At 71.7% G+C, this 25,168-nt stretch carries 21 protein-coding genes; 9 read left to right on the plus strand and 12 right to left on the minus strand.

Translation table 11 applies throughout. From position 1 onward, the window contains the following. Nucleotides 1–50: 50 nt before the first annotated feature. Together OHB44_RS30295 and OHB44_RS30300 are read left to right on the plus strand one after the other, a co-directional pair. Nucleotides 51–2,876 carry an ABC transporter permease gene (locus OHB44_RS30295; RefSeq protein WP_330438967.1) on the plus strand — a complete coding sequence of 942 codons (2,826 nt, stop codon included), beginning with the start codon at nt 51–53 and terminating at the stop codon, nt 2,874–2,876. Between the two features lie 5 nt (nt 2,877–2,881). Beyond that, the gene (locus tag OHB44_RS30300; RefSeq protein WP_330438968.1) at nt 2,882–3,628 is read left to right on the plus strand and encodes an ABC transporter ATP-binding protein; all 747 of its coding nucleotides are present in this window, start codon (nt 2,882–2,884) and stop codon (nt 3,626–3,628) included. Between the two features lie 18 nt (nt 3,629–3,646). On the opposite strand, the gene glmM is transcribed toward OHB44_RS30300, so the two are convergent. The 7 genes from glmM to OHB44_RS30335 all read right to left on the minus strand — a co-directional run bounded on the left by glmM (nt 3,647) and on the right by OHB44_RS30335 (nt 9,146). Then, nucleotides 3,647–5,002: a phosphoglucosamine mutase gene (gene glmM / locus OHB44_RS30305; protein WP_091402319.1), complete on the minus strand. Its 1,356-nt coding sequence runs from the start codon at nt 5,000–5,002 to the stop codon at nt 3,647–3,649. Between the two features lie 115 nt (nt 5,003–5,117). After that, nucleotides 5,118–5,600 (minus strand): 30S ribosomal protein S9, encoded by a 483-nt coding sequence (rpsI, locus tag OHB44_RS30310; protein WP_238687804.1) that lies wholly within the window; start codon nt 5,598–5,600, stop codon nt 5,118–5,120. 20 nt (nt 5,601–5,620) lie between these two features. Continuing rightward, nucleotides 5,621–6,064: a 50S ribosomal protein L13 gene (gene rplM / locus OHB44_RS30315; protein WP_238679468.1), complete on the minus strand. Its 444-nt coding sequence runs from the start codon at nt 6,062–6,064 to the stop codon at nt 5,621–5,623. Between the two features lie 209 nt (nt 6,065–6,273). Continuing rightward, nucleotides 6,274–7,656 carry a nitrate/nitrite transporter gene (locus OHB44_RS30320; RefSeq protein WP_330438969.1) on the minus strand — a complete coding sequence of 461 codons (1,383 nt, stop codon included), beginning with the start codon at nt 7,654–7,656 and terminating at the stop codon, nt 6,274–6,276. A 164-nt stretch (nt 7,657–7,820) separates the two neighbouring features. Further along, complete coding sequence (locus OHB44_RS30325; protein ID WP_091402325.1) at nt 7,821–8,114, minus strand: hypothetical protein; 294 nt, start codon at nt 8,112–8,114, stop codon at nt 7,821–7,823. Continuing rightward, on the minus strand, nt 8,104–8,361 hold the full coding sequence (locus tag OHB44_RS30330) for a DUF6364 family protein (protein ID WP_091403518.1): 258 nt from the start codon (nt 8,359–8,361) through the stop codon (nt 8,104–8,106). The genes OHB44_RS30325 and OHB44_RS30330 overlap by 11 nt, the downstream gene beginning before the upstream one ends. Nucleotides 8,362–8,450: 89 nt before the next feature. Next, the gene (locus tag OHB44_RS30335) at nt 8,451–9,146 is read right to left on the minus strand and encodes a class I SAM-dependent methyltransferase (RefSeq protein WP_238687806.1); all 696 of its coding nucleotides are present in this window, start codon (nt 9,144–9,146) and stop codon (nt 8,451–8,453) included. 513 nt (nt 9,147–9,659) lie between these two features. Between OHB44_RS30335 and OHB44_RS30340 the strand changes: the two genes are divergently transcribed. The 6 genes from OHB44_RS30340 to OHB44_RS30365 all read left to right on the plus strand — a co-directional run bounded on the left by OHB44_RS30340 (nt 9,660) and on the right by OHB44_RS30365 (nt 17,713). Continuing rightward, nucleotides 9,660–9,962 carry a hypothetical protein gene (locus tag OHB44_RS30340; RefSeq protein WP_330441298.1) on the plus strand — a complete coding sequence of 101 codons (303 nt, stop codon included), beginning with the start codon at nt 9,660–9,662 and terminating at the stop codon, nt 9,960–9,962. Nucleotides 9,963–10,136: 174 nt separating this feature from the next. Further along, complete coding sequence (locus tag OHB44_RS30345; RefSeq protein WP_330438970.1) at nt 10,137–12,311, plus strand: molybdopterin oxidoreductase family protein; 2,175 nt, start codon at nt 10,137–10,139, stop codon at nt 12,309–12,311. Continuing rightward, the gene (locus OHB44_RS30350; protein ID WP_266304416.1) at nt 12,308–13,747 is read left to right on the plus strand and encodes an FAD-dependent oxidoreductase; all 1,440 of its coding nucleotides are present in this window, start codon (nt 12,308–12,310) and stop codon (nt 13,745–13,747) included. Before OHB44_RS30345 ends, OHB44_RS30350 begins: the two co-directional genes overlap by 4 nt. After that, nucleotides 13,744–16,281 carry a nitrite reductase large subunit NirB gene (gene nirB / locus OHB44_RS30355; protein ID WP_238687810.1) on the plus strand — a complete coding sequence of 846 codons (2,538 nt, stop codon included), beginning with the start codon at nt 13,744–13,746 and terminating at the stop codon, nt 16,279–16,281. Before OHB44_RS30350 ends, nirB begins: the two co-directional genes overlap by 4 nt. Then, a complete protein-coding gene (nirD, locus tag OHB44_RS30360; protein WP_238687811.1) occupies nt 16,278–16,625 on the plus strand; it encodes a nitrite reductase small subunit NirD in 348 nt (115 codons plus the stop codon). Before nirB ends, nirD begins: the two co-directional genes overlap by 4 nt. Then, a complete protein-coding gene (locus OHB44_RS30365) occupies nt 16,625–17,713 on the plus strand; it encodes a uroporphyrinogen-III synthase (protein ID WP_238687812.1) in 1,089 nt (362 codons plus the stop codon). The genes nirD and OHB44_RS30365 overlap by 1 nt, the downstream gene beginning before the upstream one ends. Before the next feature lie 92 nt (nt 17,714–17,805). On the opposite strand, the gene OHB44_RS30370 is transcribed toward OHB44_RS30365, so the two are convergent. The 4 genes from OHB44_RS30370 to OHB44_RS30385 form a co-directional block, all read right to left on the minus strand. Then, nucleotides 17,806–18,429, minus strand: coding sequence for a GTP-binding protein (locus tag OHB44_RS30370; protein ID WP_030329978.1), 624 nt, complete (start codon nt 18,427–18,429; stop codon nt 17,806–17,808). Then, nucleotides 18,410–18,775 carry a DUF742 domain-containing protein gene (locus OHB44_RS30375; protein WP_007465174.1) on the minus strand — a complete coding sequence of 122 codons (366 nt, stop codon included), beginning with the start codon at nt 18,773–18,775 and terminating at the stop codon, nt 18,410–18,412. The genes OHB44_RS30370 and OHB44_RS30375 overlap by 20 nt, the downstream gene beginning before the upstream one ends. A gap of 89 nt (nt 18,776–18,864) precedes the next feature. Continuing rightward, on the minus strand, nt 18,865–19,272 hold the full coding sequence (locus tag OHB44_RS30380) for a roadblock/LC7 domain-containing protein (RefSeq protein WP_007465177.1): 408 nt from the start codon (nt 19,270–19,272) through the stop codon (nt 18,865–18,867). After that, nucleotides 19,269–22,415, minus strand: coding sequence for a sensor histidine kinase (locus OHB44_RS30385; protein WP_330438971.1), 3,147 nt, complete (start codon nt 22,413–22,415; stop codon nt 19,269–19,271). The genes OHB44_RS30380 and OHB44_RS30385 overlap by 4 nt, the downstream gene beginning before the upstream one ends. A gap of 444 nt (nt 22,416–22,859) precedes the next feature. Between OHB44_RS30385 and OHB44_RS30390 the strand changes: the two genes are divergently transcribed. Further along, nucleotides 22,860–24,038 carry an ABC transporter substrate-binding protein gene (locus OHB44_RS30390; RefSeq protein WP_238687814.1) on the plus strand — a complete coding sequence of 393 codons (1,179 nt, stop codon included), beginning with the start codon at nt 22,860–22,862 and terminating at the stop codon, nt 24,036–24,038. Between the two features lie 210 nt (nt 24,039–24,248). Here the strand turns inward: OHB44_RS30390 and OHB44_RS30395 are convergent, their stop codons facing one another. Beyond that, nucleotides 24,249–25,106 (minus strand): ABC transporter permease, encoded by an 858-nt coding sequence (locus OHB44_RS30395; RefSeq protein WP_330438972.1) that lies wholly within the window; start codon nt 25,104–25,106, stop codon nt 24,249–24,251. Nucleotides 25,107–25,168 lie beyond the last annotated feature (62 nt).

Genomic DNA, 25,168 nt, shown 5'->3' on the forward strand with positions numbered 1-25,168 from the left:
ATTGTCACAATGTATCGCGCAGAGTGAGAGCCAGCACACGGGGAGGCGCGATGCTCGGCTTCATCTGGAGACAGCTGCGCGGCCGTGCGGGACGGTCGGTGGCGCTGCTGGTCGGCGTGCTGGTGGCTACCACCGGCTTCGTGGTCCTGACCGGCGCCACCACCACCTCCCACCTGGACGTCACCGGCACTGTCGAGCGCAACACCCAGGTCGCCTACGAGATCCTGGTCCGTCCGAAGGGGACCCGCACCCCGCTGGAGGACGAGCGCCGGCTGGTCCGCCCCAACTATCTCTCCGGGCTGTTCGGCGGCATCACCACACAGCAGTACGAGCAGGTGACCGCCGTCCCCGGCATCGAGGTGGCGGCCCCGATCGCGATGCTCGGCTATTCCACCACGCTGCTGCCGACTCCGATCGACCTCACCGAGGCCGTCGACCGCTCGCTGGACCAGCAGGTCATCCGGGTCGACCCGACCTTCCACGCCGAACGCGGTCTCTCCAGCGCACCGGGCAAACCCCGGTACGTGTACGTGACCACGAAGCCGTTGATCTACCCCCGTATCGACAGGGGAATCGACGGTGACGCCGTGCCGTACTCCGATGGGCGGTCCTACTCCTGGTCGGACACCTGCGGGCCGACGCCCCGCGAGGTGCAGCCGGACGGGCGCAGCCTTCCCATCTGCGATCCGGGATACGCGTTGCTCGGCAACCCGGGCACCTACTCCGAGCGCGAGGATTGGTCCCTGCACGCCGTCCAACTGCTGCCCGACGGTCGGTTCCAAGCCGACTCCTACATCCTCGCGACCGACCGGGACGGCTCCGCTACACCCAATGACCGCCTGGTGATGGCGTACGACCTGACCGTGCCGTTCCTCCTGGCAGCGGTGGACCCGGCGGCCGAGGACCAACTCGTCGGACTCGACGACGCAGTCGTCACCGGTCGAGCCGTCCGCACCGACGACACTGTCGCCGTCAACCGCCGGGGCACAGCGGACAACCAGGAGGTCCCGGTCCTCGTCACCAACCGACCCTTCATCGACGAGTCGCTGGCGGCCAGGTTCACCCGGCTCTCGATCAGCCCCGCCGGGGTGGAGGCGATCGACCTGGAAGAGACGTTGAGCCGCCCTGGAGGGACTCCCGCCGGGTCCGGTCGGTACGACCTCAGCGCCGGGCACCAGGCGATGCTCACCGAGGAGCTTTCCCTGGCCGGGTGCTGCCACGGTCAACTTCAGACGGTCGTGCAGTCGGCCGAGGTGCAGTACGACCCGCTACCCGACGGCAGCCTGCGGGCCCGCCAGCAACCGCCCGGCGACCCCGAGGTGTACGGCAAGAAGGAGGCGTTCAACCCGCTGCCCCGACCCTGGCTTGCCGACGACACCGGTTCCCGATCGATACGGGCGCTGCCGCTACCCGTGGGCGCGAACAGCGCCAATCGTTTCTGGCGGGCCGTCGGTGTCTTCGACCCGGGCCGGCTGACCGGGTTCAGTGACCTCGGCCAACTGCCGCTGGAGACCTACCAGGCGCCGACGGCACAGGGTGCCGACGACCGCAGCCGGGCGGCGCTGGGTGGTCAACCGCTGGCGCCCAGCGGCAACCCTGCCGGCTACCTGTCCGCGCCGCCGCTGCTCCTCACCAACCTCGCCAGCGTGCCGAAGATCCTGGAGGGTGGCGGTGGGCCACAGGCCAAGGCCCCGATCAGCGCGATCCGGGTACGGGTGGCCGACGTGGGCGGCTACAGCGAGCGATCGGCCGAGCGGGTCCGACTGGTCGCCGAGCAGATCGCGGCACGCACCGGGCTGGACGTCGACATCACACTCGGCTCGTCGGGCGCGCCGCAGACGGTGGAGCTTCCCGCCGGCTCGTTCGGCCGGCCGATGCTGCGGCTGACCGAGAACTGGTCGGCACTCGGCGTGGCCTCGATCATCACCCAAGCGGTGGACCGCAAGAGCATCGTGCTCTTCGTGCTGGTCCTGGTGGTGTGCGTGCTCTTCCTCGGCAACGCGGTCAGCGCCGCCGTCCGGGACCGGCGCTCCGAGCTGGCGGTGCTCTCCTGTCTCGGTTGGCCGGTCCGCCGCATCGCGGCGCTGATCCTGGGCGAGGTGGCCCTGCTGGGGCTCATCGCCGGTCTGCTCTCGCTGACCCTCGCGATCCCGCTCGGAATCGCGCTCGGCATCGACGTCGACTGGCGGCGGTCGGCCCTTGCCGTACCCATCGCCCTGCTGCTCGCGGTGGCCGCCGGCCTGGTGCCGGCGCTGCGGGCCGCGCGCACCCACCCGGCCGCCGCCCTCCGCCCGATCGTCGCTCCCGCCGGCTGGGTGCGCCGGCCACGCACCCTCCTCGGGTTGGCGCTGGTGAACCTGGCCCGCACCCCCGGGCGCACGGTCCTCGGCGCCGGCGCGCTGGCCATCGGGGTGGCCGCGCTGACGCTGGTCACCGCCGCCGCGTGGGCGTTCCGGGGCGCGATCGTCGGCAGCCTGCTCGGCGACGTGGTCTCGCTGAGCGTCCGCGGCGCGGACACCGTGGCCGCCGCGGCCACGGTGCTGCTCGGTGCCGCCGCGGTGGCGGACGTGCTCTACCTGAACATCCGCGACCGGGCCGCCGAGTTGGCCACCCTGCGGGCGATCGGCTGGACCGACGCCGAACTCGGCCGGCTGGTCAGCTACGAGGGACTGACGCTGGGGCTCGTCGGTTCGACGACCGGCGCCGCGGTCGGCCTGGCCAGCGCGGGTTGGCTGATCGGCGCCCTTCCCGGCGCGCTGCTCCTGGTGGCCGTGCTGGTCGCGCTGGCGGGCGCGTTGCTCAGCGCCGTCGCCGCGCTGGTGCCCGCCGCCCTGTTGCCGCGCCTACGACCCGCCCGACTTCTGGCAGAGGAGTAGCAGTCATGAGCGAGCAGATCGGCAGCGCGATCTCGGTCGACCACCTGACACGACGATTCGGCACCGGGGCGGACCAGCTGACCGCAGTCGACGACGTCTCCCTGACCATCGCGGCCGGCTCGGTGGTGGCGTTGACCGGGCCGAGCGGGTCGGGCAAGTCCACGCTGCTGCATCTCATCGGCGCGATCGAGCAGGCCGACGAGGGCAGCGTGACAGTCGACGACGTGGTGGTCAGCGGCCTGCGTCGGGCCGCACTGGCTCGCTACCGGCAACGGGTCGGCTTCGTATTCCAGCGCTACCACCTGCTGCCCGCACTCACCGTGCTGGACAACGTGATCGCGCCGGTCCTCCCCCGCCGGGGCCGGGCCGATCACGCGACCCGAGCCCGCGAGTTGCTCGACGCGGTCGGCCTGTCCGGGCGGGAACGCGCCCTGCCCGCGCAGCTCTCCGGTGGCCAGCAGCAACGGGTCGCCATCGCCCGCGCCCTGATGGGGGCGCCGGGCCTGCTGCTGGCCGACGAGCCCACCGGCAACCTCGACTCCACCACCGGCGGGCAGATCCTCGACCTGCTGCTCGACCTCCGTGAACGGCACGGCATGACCATCCTGCTCGCCACACACGAACAGGCCATCGCCGCCCGCTGCGATCGACTGGTCCGACTGACCGACGGACGAGTCACCGAGGACCTCGACCTCACCGACGGCGAGGACCCCTCCGACACGTACGAGCGGGCGGCCCGACTGCGGCTGTGACGCCGCCCCGAGGTGGCCTCAGGCGACCGGGCTCGCGGTGCGCACCAGCTCGGCGATCCGCTCGGCGACCTCACGGGCGGTCGCCTCGGTGGCCGCCTCGACCATCACCCGGACCAGCGGTTCGGTGCCCGACGGGCGCAGCAGCACCCGGCCGGTCTCCCCCAGCTCCGCCTCGGCCCGCTCGACCTCGGCGCGTACCGCGGGTGCGGCGGCGCCGACGGTCCGGTCGCCGACCGGCACGTTGATCAGCACCTGGGGCAGCTTGGTGACCACCGAGGCCAACTCGGCGAGGGACTGGCCGGTGGCCGCCATCCGAGCCATCAGGTGCAGGCCGGTGAGCACCCCGTCGCCGGTGGTGGCGTGCGCGGGCATCACGATGTGGCCGCTCTGCTCACCGCCGAGCGCCAGCCCCGAGGCACGCAGCTCCTCCAGCACGTACCGGTCGCCGACCTTGGTCTCGATCAGGCGGATGCCCTGCGCGGACATCGCGAGCCGCAGCCCGAGATTGCTCATCACGGTGGCCACCAGGGTGTCCTGGGTGAGCGTGCCGGCGTCCCGCATGGCCAGCGCGAGGATCGCCATGACCTGGTCGCCGTCCACCTCGTCGCCGTCGGCGGTGACCGCCAGGCAGCGGTCGGCGTCGCCGTCGTGGGCGATGCCCAGGTGGGCGCCGTGCTCGACCACTGCGGCGCGCAGCGCCTCGATGTGGTTGGAGCCACAGTCGTCGTTGATGTTCAGCCCGTCGGGCTCCGCGTGGATGGCGATGACCTCCGCGCCGGCCTCCCGGTAGGCGACGGGGGCGACCTCGGCGGCGGCGCCGTTGGCGCAGTCGACCACTACCTTGATCCCGTCGAGCCGGTGCGGAACGGTGCCCACCAGGTGCTGGACGTAGTGGTCGGCACCGTCGAGCAGGTCGTGCACCCGGCCGACGCCGGCACCGATCGGCCGGTCCCAGGCGGTGGTGGCGTTCGTCTCGACGGCCGCCTCGATCTGCATCTCGATCTCGTCGGGCAACTTGTGCCCACCGGCGGCGAAGAGCTTGATGCCGTTGTCCGGCATCGGGTTGTGCGACGCGGAGAGCATCACACCCAGGTCGGCCTTGGCCTCCGCGGTGAGGAACGCCACCGCCGGCGTGGGCAGCACGCCGACCCGCACCACGTTGGCGCCGGCACTGGTCAGCCCCGCGACCACGGCAGCCTCCAGCATCTCGCCGCTGGCGCGGGTGTCGCGACCGACGACGGCGAGCGGCGGATGACTGCGGTCCGTCTCGGCGAGTGTGTGCGCGGCGGCCACCGCGAGCGCCAGCGCCAATTCCGGGGTGAGATCCGCGTTTGCCCGCCCGCGTACGCCGTCCGTGCCGAACAACCGACCCATACCCGCCAACCTCCGAAAGAGCACTGCTAGTGAGGAGAAAGCGGAACGGCCGACCCGCCTCCCCCGAGGGGAGGCGGACCGGCCGTCCGTCAGAAGTACAACGCGCTGGAAAAGATCAGCGCTTCGAGTACTGAGGAGCCTTACGGGCCTTCTTGAGGCCGTACTTCTTGCTCTCCTTGACCCGGGCGTCACGGGTGAGGAAGCCGGCCTTCTTCAGGGCCGGGCGGTCGTCCGGCTCGTTGATGATCAGCGCGCGGGCGATGCCCAGCCGGAGCGCACCGGCCTGGCCGGTGGTGCCGCCGCCACGCAGGTTGGCGATGACGTCGAACTGCTCGGGCTTCTCGGCGGTGACCAGCGGGTCCTTGATGAGCTGCTGGTGCACCTTGCTCGGGAAGTACGCCTCGAGGTCCTGGCCGTTGCAGGTGATCTTGCCGGTGCCCGGAACGAGGCGAACCCGGACGATGGCCTCCTTGCGGCGGCCCACGGTCTGGATCGGCCGGTCACCACGAGGCGCGCGGGCAACGGGGGCCGGCGCCTCGGTGGCCTCGGGGGCCTCCGTGGCTTCCGGGGCGACCTCGGTCTCGATGATGTCGGTCATGCTGCTTCCTTCGCCCGCGCTCACTGCGCGATCTGCTTGATCTCGAACGGCACCGGCTGCTGCGCGAGGTGCGGGTGCTCGGCACCGGCGTAGACCTTCAGCTTCTTGATGAGCTGACGGCCGAGCTTGTTGTGCGGGAGCATCCCCTTCACGGCCAGCTCGATGGCCCGCTCGGGACGCTTGGTCAGCAGCTCGTCGTAGCCGATCTGCTTCAGACCACCCGGGTAACCCGAGTGGCGGTAAGCGACCTTGGTGTGGCGCTTGTTGCCGGTCAACGCAACCTTGCCCGCGTTCACGATGACGACAAAGTCGCCCGTGTCGACGTGCGGCGCGAAAGTCGGCTTGTGCTTACCACGCAGCAACGTGGCGGCGTGGGTGGCCAGGCGGCCCAGCACGACATCAGAGGCGTCGATGACGTGCCACTGACGCTCGATCTCACCCGGCTTCGGGCTGTACGTACGCACAGGTCTACCTTGTCTCGTCGTCGGTCTGGGGTCGCGCGCCGAGGTGACCAGATCTAGCAGGCCGGACCAGCGCGCACGAACGACCAAGCGTACCTGAAGGGGCACGCCTCTGGATGTCGTACAACAGCAGGCAACGATACCCGGCGCCCCGTCCGCAGGTCAAAACGGGGGTGCGGTCCCGCGCGGCGACGCGCCGAGGGTGTCTCAGCTCACACGTTGGCGAGTCGACCGGCCCTCGGACGGCGGTAGACCACCCAGGTGACCGCGAAGCACAACGCGTACCAGCCGATGAAGGCCAGGTAGGCGGCGTCGGCGTTGCCCGAGCTGAGGAACGACTGGCGGAACGCGATGTTGACCAGCACCCCGCCGAAGGCGCCGATCGCACCCGCTATGCCGATCAACGCGCCGGTCATCCGTCGCGCCCACCGCGCGGCGGCCTCCGGATCACGCTGACCGGCGGCCACCGCGTCCGCCGAGCGGGCCCGGAAGATCGCCGGAATCATCTTGTACGTGGAGCCGTTGCCGACGCCGGAGAAGACGAAGAGGGCGAGGAACCCGGCGAGGTAGAGCCCGAACGAGCGCTCCCGGGCCGCGTACAGCACTGTGCTCGCGCCAGCCGCCATCGCCACGAAGTTCCAGAAGGTCACCCGTGCCCCGCCCAGACGGTCGGCGAGGTGCCCGCCCAGCGGCCGGATCAGCGAGCCGACCAGCGGGCCCAGGAAGGTCAGCCAGGCGGCGTCGACCGGGGTGGGGAACCGCTCGGCGAACTGGAGCTGGAGCACCTGGCCGAACGCGAAGCCGAAGCCGATGAACGAGCCGAAGGTGCCGATGTAGAGCAGCGACATCACCCAGGTGTGCGGGTCGCGGGCCGCCTCCCGCAACGCGCCCGGCTCGTTGCGTGCCCCGGGCACGGTGTCCAGCCAGCGGGCCGCGGCCAGCGCGGCCAGCACGATCAGCGGCAGGTAGACCGCCGGCACCAACCGGGGGTACGCGGCACCCGCGGTGGCGAGGACCGCCAGGCCGACCAACTGCACGGCGGGTACGCCCAGGTTGCCGCCACCGGCGTTGAGCCCGAGCGCCCGCCCCTTGAGCCGCTGCGGGTAGAACAGGTTGATGTTCGCCATCGAGGAGGCGAAGTTGCCGCCGCCGACCCCGGTGAGGCAGGCGAGCACCATCAGGGTGGTGTAGGACACCCCGGGTTCCAGCAGCACCGTCATCGGGACCGCGGGCACCAGCAACAGCAGTGCGCTGATGATCGTCCAGCGTCGTCCGCCGAAGCGGGCCACCGCCAGCGTGTACGGCAGCCGCAGCACCGCGCCCAGGGCGGCCGGCACGGCGGTGAGCAGGAACTTCCCGGCCGGATCGATGCCGTACGCGGGGCCGAGGAACAGCACTGTGACCGACCAGAGACTCCACACCGAGAAGCCGACGTGCTCCGCGAAGATCGAGACCCAGAGGTTGCGTCGGGCGATCGGCGCGCCGGTGGCCTGCCAGAAGTCCGGGTCCTCGGGGCGCCAGTCCTGCAGCGGTTGCCGGCGACCGGTGACGGCAGGCGGCTCGGCGGTGACTACGGTGCTGGTGAGCGTGCTCACGGCGGCTCCTCCTCGTCGATGTGACGAGGGGAAACGCTAGGAACACCCGGTTACCTGGCAGTGCCCGTCGCGGGTCGGGCCGGAAACGGCTATCGCACCACGGGCCGGCGGCGATGGTGAGCACGCCACCGGGGCGGCACGATCGGAGCTGCCTTCGCGCGCGCTCAGAGCTGCTGGAGGATGCGCAGCGCGCGGCCGACCCGGAGCATGGTGTCGGTGTCGGCGACGTCCACGCACGCGGTGAACCACTTCTTCATGGGCGAGGAGATCCGGTCGGGCATCACCACGTACCGGCCCATCGACACGGCGAGCGGCGAGTCCCGCAGGAGCGACTCCTCGACCACCTCGACCACGATCACGATGGGCACGTCGGTGGAGTTGTAGACGTCCGAGCTGATCACGAGGCCGAGGCGTTCTCGGGCGCCCTCGATGCGCCAGATCTCACCCCTACGCAGCACGCGGCCGTCCGCCGGAGAACAGGTCGTTGACCATGCCCACCTCGCGGGCGTCGGCGAGCGCGGCGGACTCCAGATCCAGGCTGGCGCGGCCGACGGCGGCAGCGTGCGCGGTGAAGACCTCGCGCAGCGCCTTCTCCCGGGCGGCCTGGTCCATCCACGCGGAGAGCGACAGCCCTTCGCGCTTGGCGAACCGCCGCGCCTCCTCGATCGTCTCGTCCGTGAACGAGAGAGTCACCTTGGCAGTCATGCCGAGCAGATTACCCATCGGTGTGACCAACAGTCATCCCTGCGTTCACCGGCTCGCCCCCGGGCGGCGAAACGCACATTCCGTCGGGCTTACCCGGCCCGGCCGCCGAACACCGCGAAGCGCCACTCCTTGAAGTAGCAGTCGACGTCGATTAGGCCCGCCTCGGCGAGCCACCGGCACTGGTCGGCCACCGTGGCCGGGCGGTCGTGGCGCATCCGCTCCCGGGAAGCCGCGATCTCGTCGGGGGACGCGCCCAGCTCGGTGATCCGCTCCAGCCACACCTCGTCGTAGCGCCGGTCCAGTTCCGGCGTCGGGCCGGCGACCTGCTCGGCGTTGACGAACACCCCACCCGGCGCCAGCGCGGCGGCGGCCCGCCGGTAGAGCGAGCGCTTGCCGGCGTCGTCCAGGTGGTGGATCGCCAGCGCGCTGACCACCGCGTCGTACCGGCCCGGCGGCAGTTCGTCAGCCAGGTCGGCGTGGACCGTTCGGTGTGGCACGGACCGCGCATCCAACTGGTCGGTGGCGCGGGCGAGCATCGCCGGCGCTCCGTCCACCAGGGTCAGCCGGACTCCGGGCACCGCGGTGGACAGCAGCAGGGAGAGCAGGCCAGTGCCCGCGCCCAGATCCAACACCTCCGGGGTACGACCGGCGGCGAGCGCGGCACGCAACGGCGGCGCTGCCACCTGGACGGCGGCGCCGTAGAAGGCGTCGAAGCACGGGATCAGCCGCCTGCGCGCCTCGTCGTAGGTGCCGGCAACCGCGTCGAAAACGTCAGTCACACTCATCGCGGACTCCCACCTATTGAGACAACTTTCCCACATTATAAGCCAGCGAACGGGGCTGACGTCGTCAAAGATTCAGCCCCACCCCCCGGTGCGACTCAAGGGCTAGTGGTCATCGAGACCGCCGCCGATCTTGCACTTCCGGTCGTCGTTTCGTCGCATTCATCCTTTATGCCGCCACAGAAAATGCAAGATCGCCGCAGGAGAGGGCGGTACGCGGGAAGCGCGGGGGGAGGCTTCGGGGGGGGGTGCTTCCTGGGGGATCAGACGGCGCGGCCGGTAGATCTCACGGAACGCGGCTAACGCGTTCGTGGCGGGGCCGCCTTCGACCTGCTCAGATCTTGGACAGTTTCCGTTACGTCAGAACGGAAACTGTCCAAGATCTGAGCAGGTCGAGCCCTGACGGGGCAGCTCCTGCCCACAGTGACTACCAGGGAGGGCACCGCGCCGGACCAGCCGTCCGATCGGCGACCCGAGCCGAAGCCCACACCGCGGGAGCCGCACACGGGCGACGTCTTGCACCTGACCCGCCCCGCGAGTGTGCAGTTCCTGCGCCCGATCTTCGTCCACGTGATTCGCGTTCTCGACTGGCCGATGGACGGCGGGTGGCTGTGGATTGACGGTTACGAGCTGGCCACGAATGGCGATGCGGTCGCCCGCCGGTCCCTGTTCGTGATGCCCGCAGGGCCTGATCTGGCCGGACACGCTCGCCCCGGCGGCCCGTCGCTCAACCACCCGCGTTCCCGTCAGGCGCAGTCCGGTGAGAGTCGGGTGACCCGCCGCCCTCACACCACGCCGACCTGCGCTGACCTGCGCTGACCGCTGCCTGCGGGATGAGGTCCGCTATGGCCGCGCTGGTCGAGCGTCCGTCCGAGGCGGCCGCCGTCACCCACCCGTCACACCCGCTGCTCCTGTGCGGTGTGAGCCCCACTTGACAGGACCGAAACAGAAGGGACCCGGACCGGAAACCGCCCGGCGGCACGCTTTCCCGACATGACAGACGGTGCACGGTCGGCGACTCCACCGGGGCTGACGCCCCGGGAAGTGGCGACGCACTGCCCGTACTGCGCACTGCAGTGCGGGATGACGCTGCGCGCTGACGACGCTGGTGTGACGGTCCACCCACGTGAGTTCCCCACCAACAGGGGCGGGCTGTGCCAGAAGGGTTGGACCGCCGCCGAACTGCTCGACCACCCGGACCGGCTGACCACTCCGCTGGTGCGAGACGCGGCCACCGGCGAGCTGCGCCCGGCGAGCTGGGACACCGCGCTCGACCGGGTGGTCGCCGGCATCCGCGCCGTCCAGGACGACGCCGGCCGGGACGCGGTCGCCGTCTTCGGCGGTGGTGGTCTGACCAACGAGAAGGCGTACGCGTTGGGGAAGTTCGCCCGGATCGGGCTTCGTACCAGGCACATCGACTACAACGGACGGTTCTGCATGTCCTCGGCGGCAGCCGCCGGGATGCGGGCCTTCGGCATCGACCGTGGGCTGCCGTTCCCCCTCGCCGACCTGGGCCGGGCCGACACCTTGCTGCTGGTCGGAGCGAACCCGGCGGAGACCATGCCGCCGCTGGTGCGCTGGCTCACCGAGCAGCGCCGGGGCGGCGGAAAGCTGATCGTCATCGACCCCCGGGTCACCGCCACCGCCCGCCAGGCCGACCTGCACCTGCAACCGCTGCCCGGCACCGACCTGGCGGTTGCCAACGCGCTGCTGCACATCGCCCTCACCGAGGGTTGGGTCGACCGGGCCTACGTGGCCGACCGCACCTCCGGTTTCGACGCGGTCCGCCGGGGCGTCGCCGCCTGGTGGCCGGCCCGCGCGGAACAGCTCTCCGGGGTGCCGGTGGCCGACCTGGAGGCGACCGCCCGAGCGCTGGGCACCGGCGGTCGCGTGATCATCCTGACCGCGCGCGGCGCCGAGCAGCACGCCAAGGGGGTGGACACCGTCACCGCGTACGTCAATCTCGCCCTCGCCCTCGGTCTGCCCGGCCGCGACGGATCGGGGTACGGCTGCCTCACCGGTCAGGGCAACGGCCAGGGCGGCCGGGAGCACGGGCAGAAGGCCGACCAACTGCCCGGCTACCGGCGGATCGACGACCCGGCGGCCCGCGAGCACGTGGCCGGGGTCTGGGGCGTGCCGGCCGACGAACTGCCCGGCCCGGGAGTGCCCGCCTACAAACTGCTCGACTCGCTCGGCACCCCGGGTGGCCCACGCGCGTTGCTGGTGTTCGGGTCGAACCCGGTGGTCTCGGCTCCCCGGGCGGCCCGGATCGAGGGCCGACTGCGCGACCTCGACCTGCTGGTCGTCGCGGACCTCCTGCTCTCCGAGACGGCCGCGCTGGCGGACGTGGTGCTGCCGACCGCGCAGTGGGCCGAGGAGGACGGCACCATGACCAACCTGGAAGGTCGGGTGCTGCGTCGGCGCGCGCTACGGCCGCCCCCGCCGGGTGTCCGGACCGACCTCGCCATCATCTCCGACCTGGCGGTGCGGCTGGCCGAGACCGAGTCGACGGACGCCAACCCGGCCGACGCCGACCCGGCCAGTGTGCGACCGGCCGCCGTCGCGGCGGCTCGGTTCCCGGCCGACCCGGCCGCCGTCTTCGCCGAGTTGCGCCGCGCCTCCGCCGGTGGGGCCGCCGACTACGCCGGCATCAGCTGGGACCGGATCGACGCCGACGACGGGGTCTACTGGCCCTGCCCGACCGAGGACGGGCCGGACACGCCCCGACTCTTCGCCGACCGGTTCGCCACACCGGACGGCCGGGCGCGCTTCCACAGCGTCGACCATCGGCCCGCCGCCGAGGAGGTCTGCGACACGTACCCGCTGCACTTCACCACCGGGCGGGTGCTGGCGCAGTACCAGTCGGGCACCCAGACCCGACGGGTGGCAGCGCTGCGGCGCGCCGCCCCGGAGGCGTTCGTCGAACTGCACCCCGACCTGGCCACCCGGCTGGGCATCGACGACGGCGACCCGGTGCGGGTCACCTCACGCCGAGGTGAGTTCCGCGCTCCGGCCCGACTCAGCGCCGGGATCCGACCCGACACCGTGTTCGCCCCGTTCCACTACGCGGGGGCGGGACGCGCCAACTCGGTGACAAACGACGCGGTGGACCCGATCTCCGGGATGCCCGAGTTCAAGATCTGCGCGGTCCGGGTGGAGAAGGCATGACCGCCCGGGTGGTCATCGTCGGCAACGGGATGGCGGGCGCGCGCCTCGCCGCTGAGCTGCACGCCCGGGAGGGAGACCGGAAGGTCACTGTGCTCGGGGCCGAGCCGCATCGCGCGTACAACCGGATCCTGCTCTCCACCCTGCTTGCCGGCCGGATCGACGAGCCGGACGTGGAGCTGACCGAAGCCGCCGGGCACGGCGTCGACCTGCGCAGCGGCGTACCGGTGACGGCCGTCGACAGGTCCGCCCGGGAGGTCCGAACCGACGACGGCGAGCGGATCGGGTACGACCATCTGGTGCTCGCCACCGGCGCCCGTGCGGTGGTGCCGCCACTGCCCGGCCTCGACCCGGCGAACCTGCCGGAGCGGGTGGTCCCCTTCCGGACCCTGGACGACTGCCGGCGGATCCTCGCCGCGGCGGACGGCGCCCGCAGCGCGCTGGTGCTCGGCGGCGGGTTGCTCGGCCTGGAAGCCGCCCGAGGGCTGGCCACCCGAGGGCTGACCACCACTGTGGTGCACCCGAGAGAGCACCTGATGGAACGTCAACTGGACCCGACCGCCGGCGCGGTGCTCGCGGGCACGCTCGCCGGTTTCGGCGTCAGCGTCCAACTGGGGGTGTCGGCGACCGGCGTGGCAGCGGACGCCAGCGGTGTCCGCCTCGACCTGGCCGACGGCCGGTCGCTCCGCGCCGATCTGCTGGTGCTCTCCTGCGGCGTACGCCCGGACACCGCCCTCGCGCAGGCCGCCGGCCTGACCGTGCGGCGCGGCGTGGTGGTGGACGACCGGCTGCGCACCAGCGACCGGTCCATCTCGGCGATCGGCGACTGCGCCGAGCACGACGGCGTGCTCACCGGGCTGGTCGCGCCCGCCTGGGCCCAGGCCCAGGTGCTCGCTGACGTGCTGACCGGGACGGACCCCCTGGCCCGCTACCGGCCCCGCCCGGTGGTGACCCGGCTGAAGGCCGCCGGGATCGACCTGGCCTCGATGGGTGACGCGGCCAGTGGCGGGCCGGACGAGGAGTTGACCTTCGCCGACCCGACCCGGGGCACCTACGCCCGGCTGCGGATCCGGGACGAGCGGCTGATCGGCGCGATCCTGCTCGGCGACAACCCGGCCGTCGGCACTGTGATTCAACTCTTCGACCGTGGTCAGCCGGTGCCGAGTGACCGCCGGGCGCTGCTGCTCGGCAGGGCACTCGGCGCGGCCGGCGCTACCCCGGCCGCCTCACCGGCGCTGATGCCGGACGCGGCCACGGTCTGTCAGTGCAACACGGTGAGCAAGGGCGCACTGGTCAGAAGCTGGCGCTCCGGCGCCCGGACTGTCGATGCGGTGGTGGCCGCGACGCGGGCCGGCACCGGGTGCGGCGGATGCCGGGACGCGGTGAGCGGCATCGTCGACTGGCTGAGCCAGGCGGAATCGGTGGAGGTGACGCGATGAGCGGCGGCGAACTGGTCGTCATCGGCAACGGCATGGTCGGGCAGCGTTTCGTGGACGCGCTGCGCGCCCGTGACCCACAGGGCACCTGGCGGGTGACGGTGCTGGCCGAGGAGGTGCGCCCGGCGTACGACAGGGTGCGGCTCTCGGCGTACTTCGACGGGGTCGGTGAGAGCGAACTCAACCTGCACACCCCGCACGACGGGGTGCGGCTGCGACTCGGCGAGCCGGCAACCGCCGTCGACCGGGACCGACAGGTGGTCACCACGGCCGTCGGCGAATACCGCTACGACGCGCTGGTGCTCGCCACCGGGTCGTACGCGTTCGTGCCGCCGGTGGCCGGCACTGAGCTGCCCGGGGTCTTCGTCTACCGGACCCTTGACGACCTGGCGGCGATCCGGGCGTACGCGCGGGGCCGGCGGGTCGGCGCGGTGATCGGTGGCGGGCTGCTCGGTCTGGAGGCCGCCAATGCCCTGCGACTGCTCGGCCTAAGCACCGACGTGGTCGAGTTCGCGCCCCGGCTGATGCCGGTGCAGGTGGACCAGGCCGGCGGCGCGATGCTCCGCCGCTACGTCGACGAGTTGGGCGTACGGACCCATCTCGGGGTGGCGACCACAGCGATCCGTCAGGGCCCGGACGGCGGCGTCGCGGCCCTGGAACTGTCCGACGGCACCGCCCTCGACGCCGAACTGGTGGTGGTGGCCGCCGGCATCCGGCCCCGGGACCAGTTGGCCCGGGACGCCGGCCTGCCGCTGGGCCCGCGCGGCGGGGTGCTCGTCGACGCGACCTGTCGTACCGCCGACGAGCGGATCTGGGCCGTCGGGGAGTGCGCGGCTGTCGACGGCACCTGCCACGGTCTGGTCGCGCCTGGTTACGCGACGGCCGAGGTGGTGGCCGATCGGCTGGTCGGCGGCGCGGCGACCTTCCCGGGCGCGGACACCGCCACCAAACTCAAGCTACTCGGCGTCGACGTGGCCTCGTTCGGCGACGCCCACGGCACGACCGAGGGCTGCCTGGACGTCACGTTCACCGACCCGGCCACCCGGGTCTACGCGAAGCTGGTTCTCTCCGACGACGCGCACACCCTGCTCGGCGGGGTTCTGGTCGGTGACGCCAGCGCGTACCCGACGCTGCGGGCCAGTGTGGGCGGCCCGCTGCCGGCCGCGCCGCTGGCGCTGCTCGCCCCCGACGGCGGCGGCGCGGACGCCGGGGCGCTGCCCGCCGCGGCGCAGGTGTGCTCCTGCAACGCGGTGACCCGAGGCGACGTGGACGCCGCCATCGCCGACGGTTGCGCGGACGTGCCGGCGTTGAAGGCGTGCACCAGGGCCGGCACCAGCTGCGGTTCCTGCGTGCCGATGCTGAAGCAGCTCCTGGACGCGGCCGGGGTGGCGCAGTCCAGCGCGCTCTGCGAGCACTTCGACGTCAGCCGGCGGGAGCTGTTCGAGATCGTCCGCGTCCGCGGCATCCGCACCTTCTCCCGGCTCGTCGCCGAGCACGGTCGGGGCCGCGGCTGTGACATCTGCAAGCCGGTGGTGGCGTCCATCCTCGCCTCGCTGGGCAGCGGGCACGTGCTCGACGGCGAACAGGCGTCGTTGCAGGACACCAACGACCACTTCCTGGCCAACCTGCAGCGCGACGGCAGCTATTCGGTGGTGCCCCGGATCCCGGGCGGCGAGATCACCCCGGAGAAGCTGATCGTGATCGGCGAGGTCGCCAGGGACTTCCAGCTCTACACGAAGATCACCGGTGGGCAGCGGATCGACCTGTTCGGGGCGCGGGTGGAGCAGTTGCCGCAGATCTGGCGGCGGCTGGTCGACGCCGGCTTCGAGTCCGGGCACGCGTACGGCAAGGCGCTGCGCACTGTGAAGTCGTGCGTGGGCGAAACGTGGTGCCGGTACGGGGTGCAGGACTCGGTGGGGCTGGCCGTGGCGCTGGAGCTGCGCTATCGCGGGCTGCGTGCTCCGCACAAGCTCAAGTCGGCGGTCTCCGGTTGCGCCCGGGAGTGCGCGGAGGCGCGCAGCAAGGACTTCGGCATCATCGCCACCGAGACCGGTTGGAATCTCTACGTCGGCGGCAACGGTGGTTTCCGGCCCCGGCACGCCGACCTGTTCGCCACCGACCTGTCCACGGACGCGCTGATCAGGCTGATCGACAGGTTCCTGATCTACTACATCCGCACCGCCGACCGGCTGCAACGCACCGCCGGTTGGATCGAGGCCATGGACGGCGGCCTGGACCACCTGCGCTCGGTCATCGTGGACGACTCGCTCGGGCTCTGCGAGGACCTCGACGCGGCGATGGCTCAGCACGTGTCGTCGTACTCCGACGAGTGGCGCGACGTCCTGGACGACCCGGATCGGCTGCGCCGCTACACGTCCTTCGTCAACGCCCCCGACGTACCGGACCCGTCGATCACCTTCACCAGGGAACGCGGCCAGCCGGTCCCCGTACGCGACCAGTCCCCGACCGGATCCGAGCCGACCAATGGTCGCCGTCGGCAACCGGTCACCCTCGGCCTACCGGAGGTACGGCGATGACCCAGACCCTCACCCTTACCTGGACCACCGTCTGCCCGCTCGACCGGTTGGAGCCGGACCGGGGCGTCGCCGCCCTGGTCGACGGGGTGCAGATCGCGCTCTTCCGGGTCGCCGACGAGCTGTTCGCGATCGACAACCGCGACCCGGTCTCCGGGGCGTACGTGCTGTCCCGGGGCATCGTCGGCAGCCGCGGCGGGGTGCCGACTGTCGCGTCACCGCTGCACAAGCAGGTGTACGACCTGCGCAGCGGGCACTGCCTCGACCTGCCCGGGGTGGCCGTGGCCCGACACGACGCACGTTGCCGCAACGGGCTGGTCGAGGTGCGGCTGCGACAGGAGGGTTGATGCGGGAAGAACTGTCGGGCTTCACCATCGGGGTGACCGCCGACCGGCGGCGCGACGAGTTGGCCGCGCTGCTCGAACGACGGGGCGCCCGGGTGGTGCTCGCCCCGGCGCTGCGGATCGTGCCGCTGTCCGACGACACCGAGCTGCGCGAGGCGACCCGCGCCTGCCTCGACCAGCCGCCGGACATCCTGATGGCCAACACCGGCATCGGCATGCGCGGCTGGTTGGAAGCGGCCGAGGGCTGGGGGCTGGCCGAGCCGCTGCGCTCCGTGCTGTCCAGCTCGTACGTGGTGGCGCGCGGCCCGAAGGCACGCGGCGCGATCCGGGCGGCCGGGCTGCACGACCAGTGGTCGCCCGCCTCGGAAAGCTGCGACGAGGTGGTCGACCATCTGCGCCGGCGCGGCGTGGCCGGGCAGGTCATCGCCATGCAGCTGCACGGCGAGCGTCAACCCGAGTGCACGCTCGCGCTGGAGGCGGCGGGCGCCACCGTCATCGAGGTGCCGGTCTACCGTTGGGCACCGCCGACCGATCCGGCGCCGCTGCACCGGCTGATCGACCTGATCGCCGGTCGGCTGGTGGACGCGGTGACGTTCACCTCGGCGCCGGCGGCCGAGGCGTTGCTGCGGGCCGCCGGCGACCGCACCGACGCGGTGCTGTCCGCGTTGCGCAGCGACGTGCTGGCCAGCTGCGTCGGGGCCGTGACCGCCGAGCCGCTGCTGCGGCACGGGGTGCCGGTGAGCGCGCCCGGTCGGGCCCGGTTGGGCGCACTGGTGCGGACGATCGTCGACGAGCTGCCCCGCCGGACCGTGACGTTCAAGGCCGGCGGGCATCTGCTCACGTTGCGCGGGCACGCCGCGGTGATCGACGGCGAGCTGCGGCCACTAGCGCCCGCGCCGATGGCGGTGCTGCGGGCGTTGGCCCAGTCCCCCGGTCGGGTGTTGTCCCGCACGGCGTTGCTGAGGACGCTGCCCCGGGGCGCGGACGAGCACGCGGTGGAGATGGCCGTCGCCCGGCTACGGGCCGGCCTGCGCGCGCCCCGCGTGGTGCAGACAGTGGTGAAGCGCGGCTACCGGCTTCGGGTCGACTAGGGCGTGCGGGGACGTCCTCGGTCGAGCCGAGGGCGTCGACACGCCTGTACGCGTCACGGCCGGCCGTCGTGAGCCGGCCGTGACGCGACGTTTCAGCCGACCGGCGTCGGGAAGCCCCGCCCGTGCTCGGACTGGAGTCGGAGCATGGCGTGCTCGACGACAGTCACCAGCACCTGCTTGACCGAGTCCCGCTGCCGGGCGTCGGTCATCACCAGCGGCACCTGCGGCGAGATGGCCAGCGCTTCGCGGACCTCCTCGGCCTCGTACTGCGGTGCGCCGTCGAACTTGTTCAGCGCCACCACGTACGGCAGGTTGCGGTTCTCGAAGTAGTCCAGCGGGGCGAAGGCGTCGGTGATCCGGCGGGTGTCCACCAGCACGGCGGCACCCACCGCCCCCCGGATGATCTCGTCCCACATGAACCAGAACCGAGTCTGACCCGGTGTACCGAAGAGGTACAGGATCAGGTCCTGGGCCATGGTGATCCGGCCGAAGTCCATGGCGACCGTGGTGGTCTCCTTGCCCGGCACCTTGGACGGATCGTCGATGCCGACACCCGCCGCGGTCATCAACGCCTCGGTGGTCAGCGGTGTGATCTCGGAGATCGCCCCGACCAGTGTCGTCTTACCGACGCCGAAGCCGCCCGCGACGACGATCTTCGCGGATACGATTCCCCGGCCCGGCCGCCCCCCTGCGGGGTCATAGCCTGCGAAGTCCACTTAGCACCCTTCCAAGCAGTTCCATCCGCTCCTCGAACCCCTCGGCGGGAGCAGCAGTGTGTAACGTCAGCAGGCTCTCGGCCACCATGTCGGCGACCAACACCCGGGCGACGCCAAGCGGCATCCGGGTATACGCGGCGATCTCCGCCAGCGACTGTGCTCGGCCCTCACAGACCGTGGCGATGCGGTGCTTGTCGTGCCCGGCGAAGCGGGACTCGGCGACCTGGGTGGGAGAGGCGGTCAGGACGGCCTCGAGGGCGATGTCCTGCCGGGGCTCGGTACGACCACGGGTGACCGCGTACGGACGCACCAGCGCGCCACGCGGGTCAGCGCGTCGTTGGTCCATTCCCGATCACCTCCTCGTCCCCTGCTGAGCCGGACTGTGCCGCCTCTCGTCCCTGGTCCGGCGCTCGGAAAGAGCGCCGCCTTCCGGTGCTAAGAGCGCACCGCGTCGCGCGGCAGCGGCACCAGCGCGGCGCCCACCCGCTCGACCAGCAGCGCCATCTCGTAGCCCACCTGGCCCACGTCGCAGCTGCGCGCGGCCAGCACGGCCATCGAGGAGCCGTCGCTGATCGACATCAGGAAGAGATACCCGCTGTCCATCTCGATGACTGTCTGCAACACCCCGCCCGCGCTGAACATCCGGGCCGCGCCCTCGGTCAGGCTCACCACCCCGGAGGTGATCGCGGCGAGCTGGTCCGCCCGGTCCCCCGGCAGATCCCGGGAGGAGGCGAGCAGCAGCCCGTCTGCGGACACCGCCACCACGTGGGCGATGCCCGCCACGCTGTCGGCGAAGTTGGTGAGCAGCCAACCCATGTCCTGCATGGCAGCTGGCCTGTTCATCGGCTCTCCTTGGTCGAGGTGCTGTTCAGGTCCGTTCCGGCCGTCCGACCGCGCTGCACACCGCGGTGGTAGGCCGACAGCAGACCACGTACTTCATCCGGGGTCCGCCGGCTGCGGTCCCGGCCGCTCTTCGGTTCGATGCCACCCGGCACGAGCTGTTGCTGCGGCACCCGCTTGGGCAACCCGGAGCGGGTGGTCCCGGCGGGAGCCGGCTCGGCAGCCCGGCTGGCCCGGGACCAGCCTTCGTCCGCCGCCGTGCGCCATGCCCCCGGGTCGGGGGCGGGTGCGGCCGGAGCCGGCCGGGCGGCCGGGGGCGGGGCGTACGTCGGCGGCGCCGACGGCCGCGCCGCGAAACCGTCCATTGTGGCGCCGAGTCCGTCGGCGCCCGGGGTGGCCGCTCCGTCGGTGCCGGAGCTGCCCGGGGTACGGGTCGGCAGCTTCGGTCGGGCCGGCGACGCGGCCGGCACGGATCCGGCGCTCGGCTGGCCGCCGTTGCCGGTGCGCAGGCCGGCGTCGGCCGCTGCGGTGGTGGCGGGTGCGGGCGGCTCGTCGAAGTTGGGCCGGGTGAAGATCGCGGTGGCGTCGTCGCCGTGCGACCGGAACCAGACCGCCTCCATCTCCCGGAAGATCGGAGCCTCGGCGGGGAAGTCGGGCCGGGTGCTGACCGGTGCGGCGGGCACCGACGGAACGGCCGGCGGTGCCACAGCGCCCGGCCCGGCGACCGGCCCGACCGGGAGGCTCTGCGTGCCACGCCCATCCGCGGTCTCCGGGGCATCCGGGGTGGACCCGCGTCGGGGCAGCGGGTCGACCGTCGGGTAGGCCACTGTCGGGCTGCCCAGCGAGGCGCCCGCGCCGTTGCTGTAGGCCGGCCGGGCCGGCGGGAGCGGGGCGGCGGGGGCGGCGACGGGTGCCGGGGCGGCGGGTGCCGGCGGCATCGTCGAACGCGGGCCGGTGTAGCCACCCGCCTGTACGGCCGGGGTGGTGTCCCGCGAGTCCAGCGGCGACTGCCACTGGGCGGGTGCCGGCGGGCTGGTCCGCCACTGGTCGGGCAAGGTCGCCGCCGTCGTCCCGGCACCGGCGAACTGCTCGGCGTGGCCGCCCGAGGTGAGCGGCGCCTGCTCCACGGCCATCGGCTGACGTGGTCGGGTGAGCACCTGCTCGCGGCCCCGGTTGCTGGGCAGCACCACAGTGGCGGCGGGCAACGTCACCTGGGCGACGGTGCCGCCCTCGACGTTGCGGCGCAACTCCACCCGGATGCCGTAGCGGGAGGCGAGTCGGCTCACCACGGCCAGACCCATCAGTCGGAACGCGGCGACGTCCACGCTCGGCGGGGCGGCCAGCCGCCGGTTGAGCGAGTCGAGCTGGTCGTCGGTGAGGCCGAGACCGCGGTCTTCGATCTGGATCAGCACGTAGTCGCGGATCCGGCGACCGTCGGCGACAACTGTGGTGTTCGGCGGCGAGAACCGGGTGGCGTTGTCGAGCAGCTCGGCGACGAGGCGTACCACGTCGTTCACCGCGTGTGCGGCCACCGAGATATCCGTGTCGACGGTGCCGAACTCGATGCGGTTGTAGAGCTCCACCTCGGACTGGGCGGCACGCAGCACGTCCACCACCAGCGCGTTGTCGTGACGCGGTGCGGCGGAGTCGGCGCCGGCCAGGACGAGCAGGTTCTCGTCGTTGCGGCGCATTCGGGTGGCCAGGTGGTCCAGTTCGAAGAGCTGCGCGAGCCGCTTCGGGTCTTCCTCGCCGCGCTCGATCGCGTCCAGCTCGCCGATCATCCGGTCGACCAGGGTCTGACTACGGCGGGCCAGGTTGAGGAACATCGCCGAGACGCTGGTACGCAGTGCCGCCTGCTCGGCGGCGACCCGCACCGCCTCCCGGTGTACGACGTTGAAGGCCAGCGCCACCTGGCCGACCTCGTCGCGGGTGTTGAGCTGGATGGGGTCCCGGACCTGGCGGACGATCTCGTCTACCCCGCCGTCACCCACGCTGCCCATGTTCTGCAGCCGCTGCACGGCGTCGGGCAGGTCGTGGTTGGCCACCGAGAGGGCGCCCTCACGCAGTCGGCGCAGCGAGTGGTTGAGCGAGCGGGCCAGCACCACTGCCAGCGACACGGCGATGATCAGGGTCAGCAACACCAGGATCGACTCGACCACTGCCTGCCGGATGACGTCCGAACGGGCCTGGTCGGCCTGCTGAAGCAGTCGGTCCTGCAGTTGGATCTCGGCCCAGCGCATCAGGTCGTTCACGGCGCCGATCGCCGCGGTGGCGTCCTGCGCGGTGACCAGCGGGCGCTGCCCGACCGAGCGGGTGATGTCGGTGGCCACCCGGTCGGCGAGGCCGACCGCGTCGCCGGAGACGGTGCTGTCGACCAGGGCGCGCTGCACCGGGTCGGCGGCCAGGGAGAACGCGACCAGGGCCTCCTGCTGACCGGTCAACGTTGCCACGAAGGAGGAGAACTGCTCCGAGTCGAGCTGACCGGCCGTCAACGCGGTGAAGGCGACTGCCTCTTCCTCGGCGACGGAAGCCTTGGCGCGGGCGAAGGCGGCGACGGCGCGGCGGCTGTCCGCCAGGCTCTCGTCGCCGGGCAGCTGGGCCAGGCCGTCACCGTAGGAGACCAGGTCGGTGAGGATGACTCCGTAGCGGAGCACCGCCTCGGCGACAGCCATCTGCCGGCGGTCCAGCACCTCCTGACGGGTGCCGTCCAGGGTGGCCAGGTGGTCGTCGATGGCGGCCAGCCGGTCCCGCAGGGCGGCTGGCACGTCGCCGATCCGGCCCCGCTCGGCGCGGTACTCGTCCACCCGCTGCTGCGTCTGGCGGACCCGCAGGTTGTACGCGTCGGCCGGCTGCTGCGGAGCGGCGAGGTAGGCGGCCGCGGCCATCCGTTCGGACTGGAGATCCTGGGTGAGGGCGCTGACGTCGACGGAGAGGGCCGTCAGTGACCGGGCCCGCGTGGCATCGAACGCGCCCTCGCCGACGGAGATCAGACGGACCGTGGCCAGCGCGATCACCGCCGCCACCGGGACGACCAGAATCAACGCCAACTTGGACCGGATCCGGGCATCACGCAGTCTCGGCATCCGTCGGCGCGCAGGCCGACCGCTATCGCCGAGCGCGGGCAGGGTCGTCGGTCCGGTGCTCACGACATCGCCTCCGTCGTTTCTTCCCCGCCTGAGCCGCCGAGCCATGCCGTAAGCGGAGGGGACCACGCGCGGCACGGCCGCGATTTCATCAGAGATGATCGTGTTTGGGAAGCCGCAGTGAGGTAGGAAACGGTCGGACGGAGCGCATCCCGTGATCCGGGCAACTGATACCTTCATTTCCGCAAGCCCCTGAACAGGGCATGTAACTCCAGAGTGGTCACGCGTGTATGCAAAGTGAGCTTTTGCAAACATTGCGTTACCCCAGCATGTGGGATGGCCGTCCCGAAAATGCTGCCGGGGTCCGCGCTTGACCACAGCGCCGGCCATTGGCAAGGTTTTGCAGGCTTCGCGCACACCGTACGGCAGAGGAGATCCCGTCCTCCACTGAGGACGGATTAGCGGCGGTGACCGGGCAGCGCCCGCGCCCGCACCTGGAGGACTGAGTTGAGCCCCATCCGCTCCGCGACCATCGCGGCGCTCGCATCGGCCGTAGTGGCCACCACGCTCACCGGCTGCCAGTTTGGCGAGGCCGAGAAGGACACGAGTCCGATCGTGATCGCCGCCGATCTCGAACTCTCCGGCGCCGCAGCCACGGTTGGCCGGACATACCAGCGCGCCCTCGAACTCAAGGTCGATCAGTTGAACGCCTCCGGAGCACTGAACGGCCGGAAGATCGACCTGAAGGTGAAGGACAACCGTTCCGACTCGGCCGAGTCACTTCGCAACATCGTCGACTTCAGCAGCGATTCGAAGGTCAGCGCCATCATCATGGGCGGCTGCAACGAATGCGCGGTCGGAGCGGTCGGGACCATCAACGAGAAGCGGATTCCCACCATTGCGCTAGCCGCTTCCGGCGCGATCGCCGCGCCGGCCGCTGAACGGCGCTACGTGTTCAAGCTGGGCCCTAACGCCGCGGACAGCGCCGCCGCACTGACCACCGAACTGCGCCGCAACAACATCCGTAAGGTGGGGATGCTGGTCAGCGACGACGACTACGGCCAGGAGGGCGCGACCGCGCTCAAGAGCGAGCTGGACAAGGCCAAGATCACGCTCCGACAGCAGCGGATCAAGACCACCGACACCGACGTCAGCCAGCAGGTTCAGCAGCTCGCGTCGGGCAAGCCCGACGCGATGGTCTTCTGGACCCCGCCGGAGCAGGCGACACTGGCCGCCACCAGCGTGCAGCAGACCATCTTCCGTGGGTCGATCTACTTCGACGCGGCAGCGGCCGGGGACCTCTTCCTCGGCGCGGCGGCCAAGGCGACGGAGAAGGCCACGCTGATCTTCACGCAGACCATGGTGATCGATGACGTGATCGCCACCACGCCGGCCAAGGCGGCGCGGCGGCAGTGGTTCCAGGACTACACGGCCCGCTTCGGTGGCTACAACGGGTCCTCGTCGTTCGCGGCGGACGCCGTCCAGCTGATCGCCGACGCCGAACTGCGCGCCGGCGGCGAGATCGGGAAGGTGGACCGTAACGGCATCCGGGACGTGCTGGAGACGTCCCAGATGGACGGCCTCTCCGGCCCGATCCGCATGACGCCGGACAACCACAGCGGCCTGATGCCACAGGCACTCACCACGCTGGTCGCCCGCAATGGTCGTTGGCGGTTGGCGGGGTAAACGCCTCTGGCCTTTCGTGCCGGCGCTCTTCGTCGTGTGCCGGCTGGGGGTGTGGCCTACCGTGCCCGGCTTCGGGCGGTCAGGCTTGATCCCTGCGCCGGGCACGGTAGGCCACACCCTTTGCGCCAGCAGCGTCGATGGAAAGGGCCGGCCTCCTGAGAGGGAGGCCGGCCCTTCGCGTTTCTGGGTGTTGATCTTTGGGGTGGTCGGTTAGCGGCTGCTTGTGGTTTCTCGCACCCAGGGGAGGGCGAACCGCTCGATCAGCAGGAGCGCCGCGTAGAGCAGAATGCTCACCAGCGCCACCAGCATGATCGCCGCCCAGGCGGTGGCGGCGTCGCCGATGCCGGCGTACTGCGTGATGACGTAGCCGAGGCCGCTCTCGCCGGCCTGGAACTCACCGATCACCGCGCCGATCGCGGCCAGTGGCATTGCCACCTTGAGCCCGACGAAGATCTGCGGCAGCGCCGCCGGGAAGCGCACCTTGCGGAACGCCTGCCAGCGGGAGGCGTTCCAGGAACGCACCAGTTCGGCCAGGTCGGCCGGCGTGGTGGTCAGCCCGGTCGCGGTGGAGAGCACGATCGGAAAGAAGCAGAGCAGGAACACCATGGTCAGGATCGGCTTCTGGCCCCAGCCGAGCGCCACCACCAGCAGCGGGCCCAACGTGATCTTCGGCACCGCGTTCACAGCGACCAGCAGCGGCGTGAACATCCGCTCCACGGTGCGGGAACTGGCCAGCGAGAGCCCGATCAGCACACCGGCGGCCACCGAGAGGGCGAACCCGATCAGGATCTCCAGCGTGGTGTCCCAGGTGTGCTCCAGCATCTGGGCGGGCTTCTCGACGAACGCGCTGAACACGTCGCCGGGCGGCGGCAGGGCGAAAGGGTGGACCAGCTCCAGCCGGGCGATCAACCACCACGCCGCCAGCGCGACCAGGATGCCGACCGCGGGCAGCACGGCGTCGGCCCCGGCCCGGAGACCGGCACCTCGACCCGCGCGCCCTACCTCGGGGCCGGCACCCGGGGGCGGGGGTTCCGCCACCGCCGGGTCCGCTGACCGGACGTCGGTCATCTCTGTCCTCCTCGAAATCCCACGGCCCGCCGGGGGCCGACGAGCGACGGGGGTACGCCCCA

Source organism: Micromonospora sp. NBC_00821 (assembly GCF_036347035.1).
Classification (GTDB): domain Bacteria; phylum Actinomycetota; class Actinomycetes; order Mycobacteriales; family Micromonosporaceae; genus Micromonospora; species Micromonospora hortensis.

Coding starts and splice junctions, on each gene's coding strand:
- OHB44_RS30295 (WP_330438967.1), top strand. CDS start 51: ATGCTCGGCTTCATCTGGAGACAGCTGCGCGGCCGTGCGGGACGGTCG.
- OHB44_RS30300 (WP_330438968.1), top strand. CDS start 2,882: ATGAGCGAGCAGATCGGCAGCGCGATCTCGGTCGACCACCTGACACGA.
- glmM (WP_091402319.1), bottom strand. CDS start 5,002: ATGGGTCGGTTGTTCGGCACGGACGGCGTACGCGGGCGGGCAAACGCG.
- rpsI (WP_238687804.1), bottom strand. CDS start 5,600: ATGACCGACATCATCGAGACCGAGGTCGCCCCGGAAGCCACGGAGGCC.
- OHB44_RS30330 (WP_091403518.1), bottom strand. CDS start 8,361: ATGACTGCCAAGGTGACTCTCTCGTTCACGGACGAGACGATCGAGGAG.
- OHB44_RS30335 (WP_238687806.1), bottom strand. CDS start 9,146: ATGAGTGTGACTGACGTTTTCGACGCGGTTGCCGGCACCTACGACGAG.
- OHB44_RS30345 (WP_330438970.1), top strand. CDS start 10,137: ATGACAGACGGTGCACGGTCGGCGACTCCACCGGGGCTGACGCCCCGG.
- OHB44_RS30350 (WP_266304416.1), top strand. CDS start 12,308: ATGACCGCCCGGGTGGTCATCGTCGGCAACGGGATGGCGGGCGCGCGC.
- nirB (WP_238687810.1), top strand. CDS start 13,744: ATGAGCGGCGGCGAACTGGTCGTCATCGGCAACGGCATGGTCGGGCAG.
- nirD (WP_238687811.1), top strand. CDS start 16,278: ATGACCCAGACCCTCACCCTTACCTGGACCACCGTCTGCCCGCTCGAC.
- OHB44_RS30365 (WP_238687812.1), top strand. CDS start 16,625: ATGCGGGAAGAACTGTCGGGCTTCACCATCGGGGTGACCGCCGACCGG.
- OHB44_RS30375 (WP_007465174.1), bottom strand. CDS start 18,775: ATGGACCAACGACGCGCTGACCCGCGTGGCGCGCTGGTGCGTCCGTAC.
- OHB44_RS30380 (WP_007465177.1), bottom strand. CDS start 19,272: ATGAACAGGCCAGCTGCCATGCAGGACATGGGTTGGCTGCTCACCAAC.
- OHB44_RS30395 (WP_330438972.1), bottom strand. CDS start 25,106: ATGACCGACGTCCGGTCAGCGGACCCGGCGGTGGCGGAACCCCCGCCC.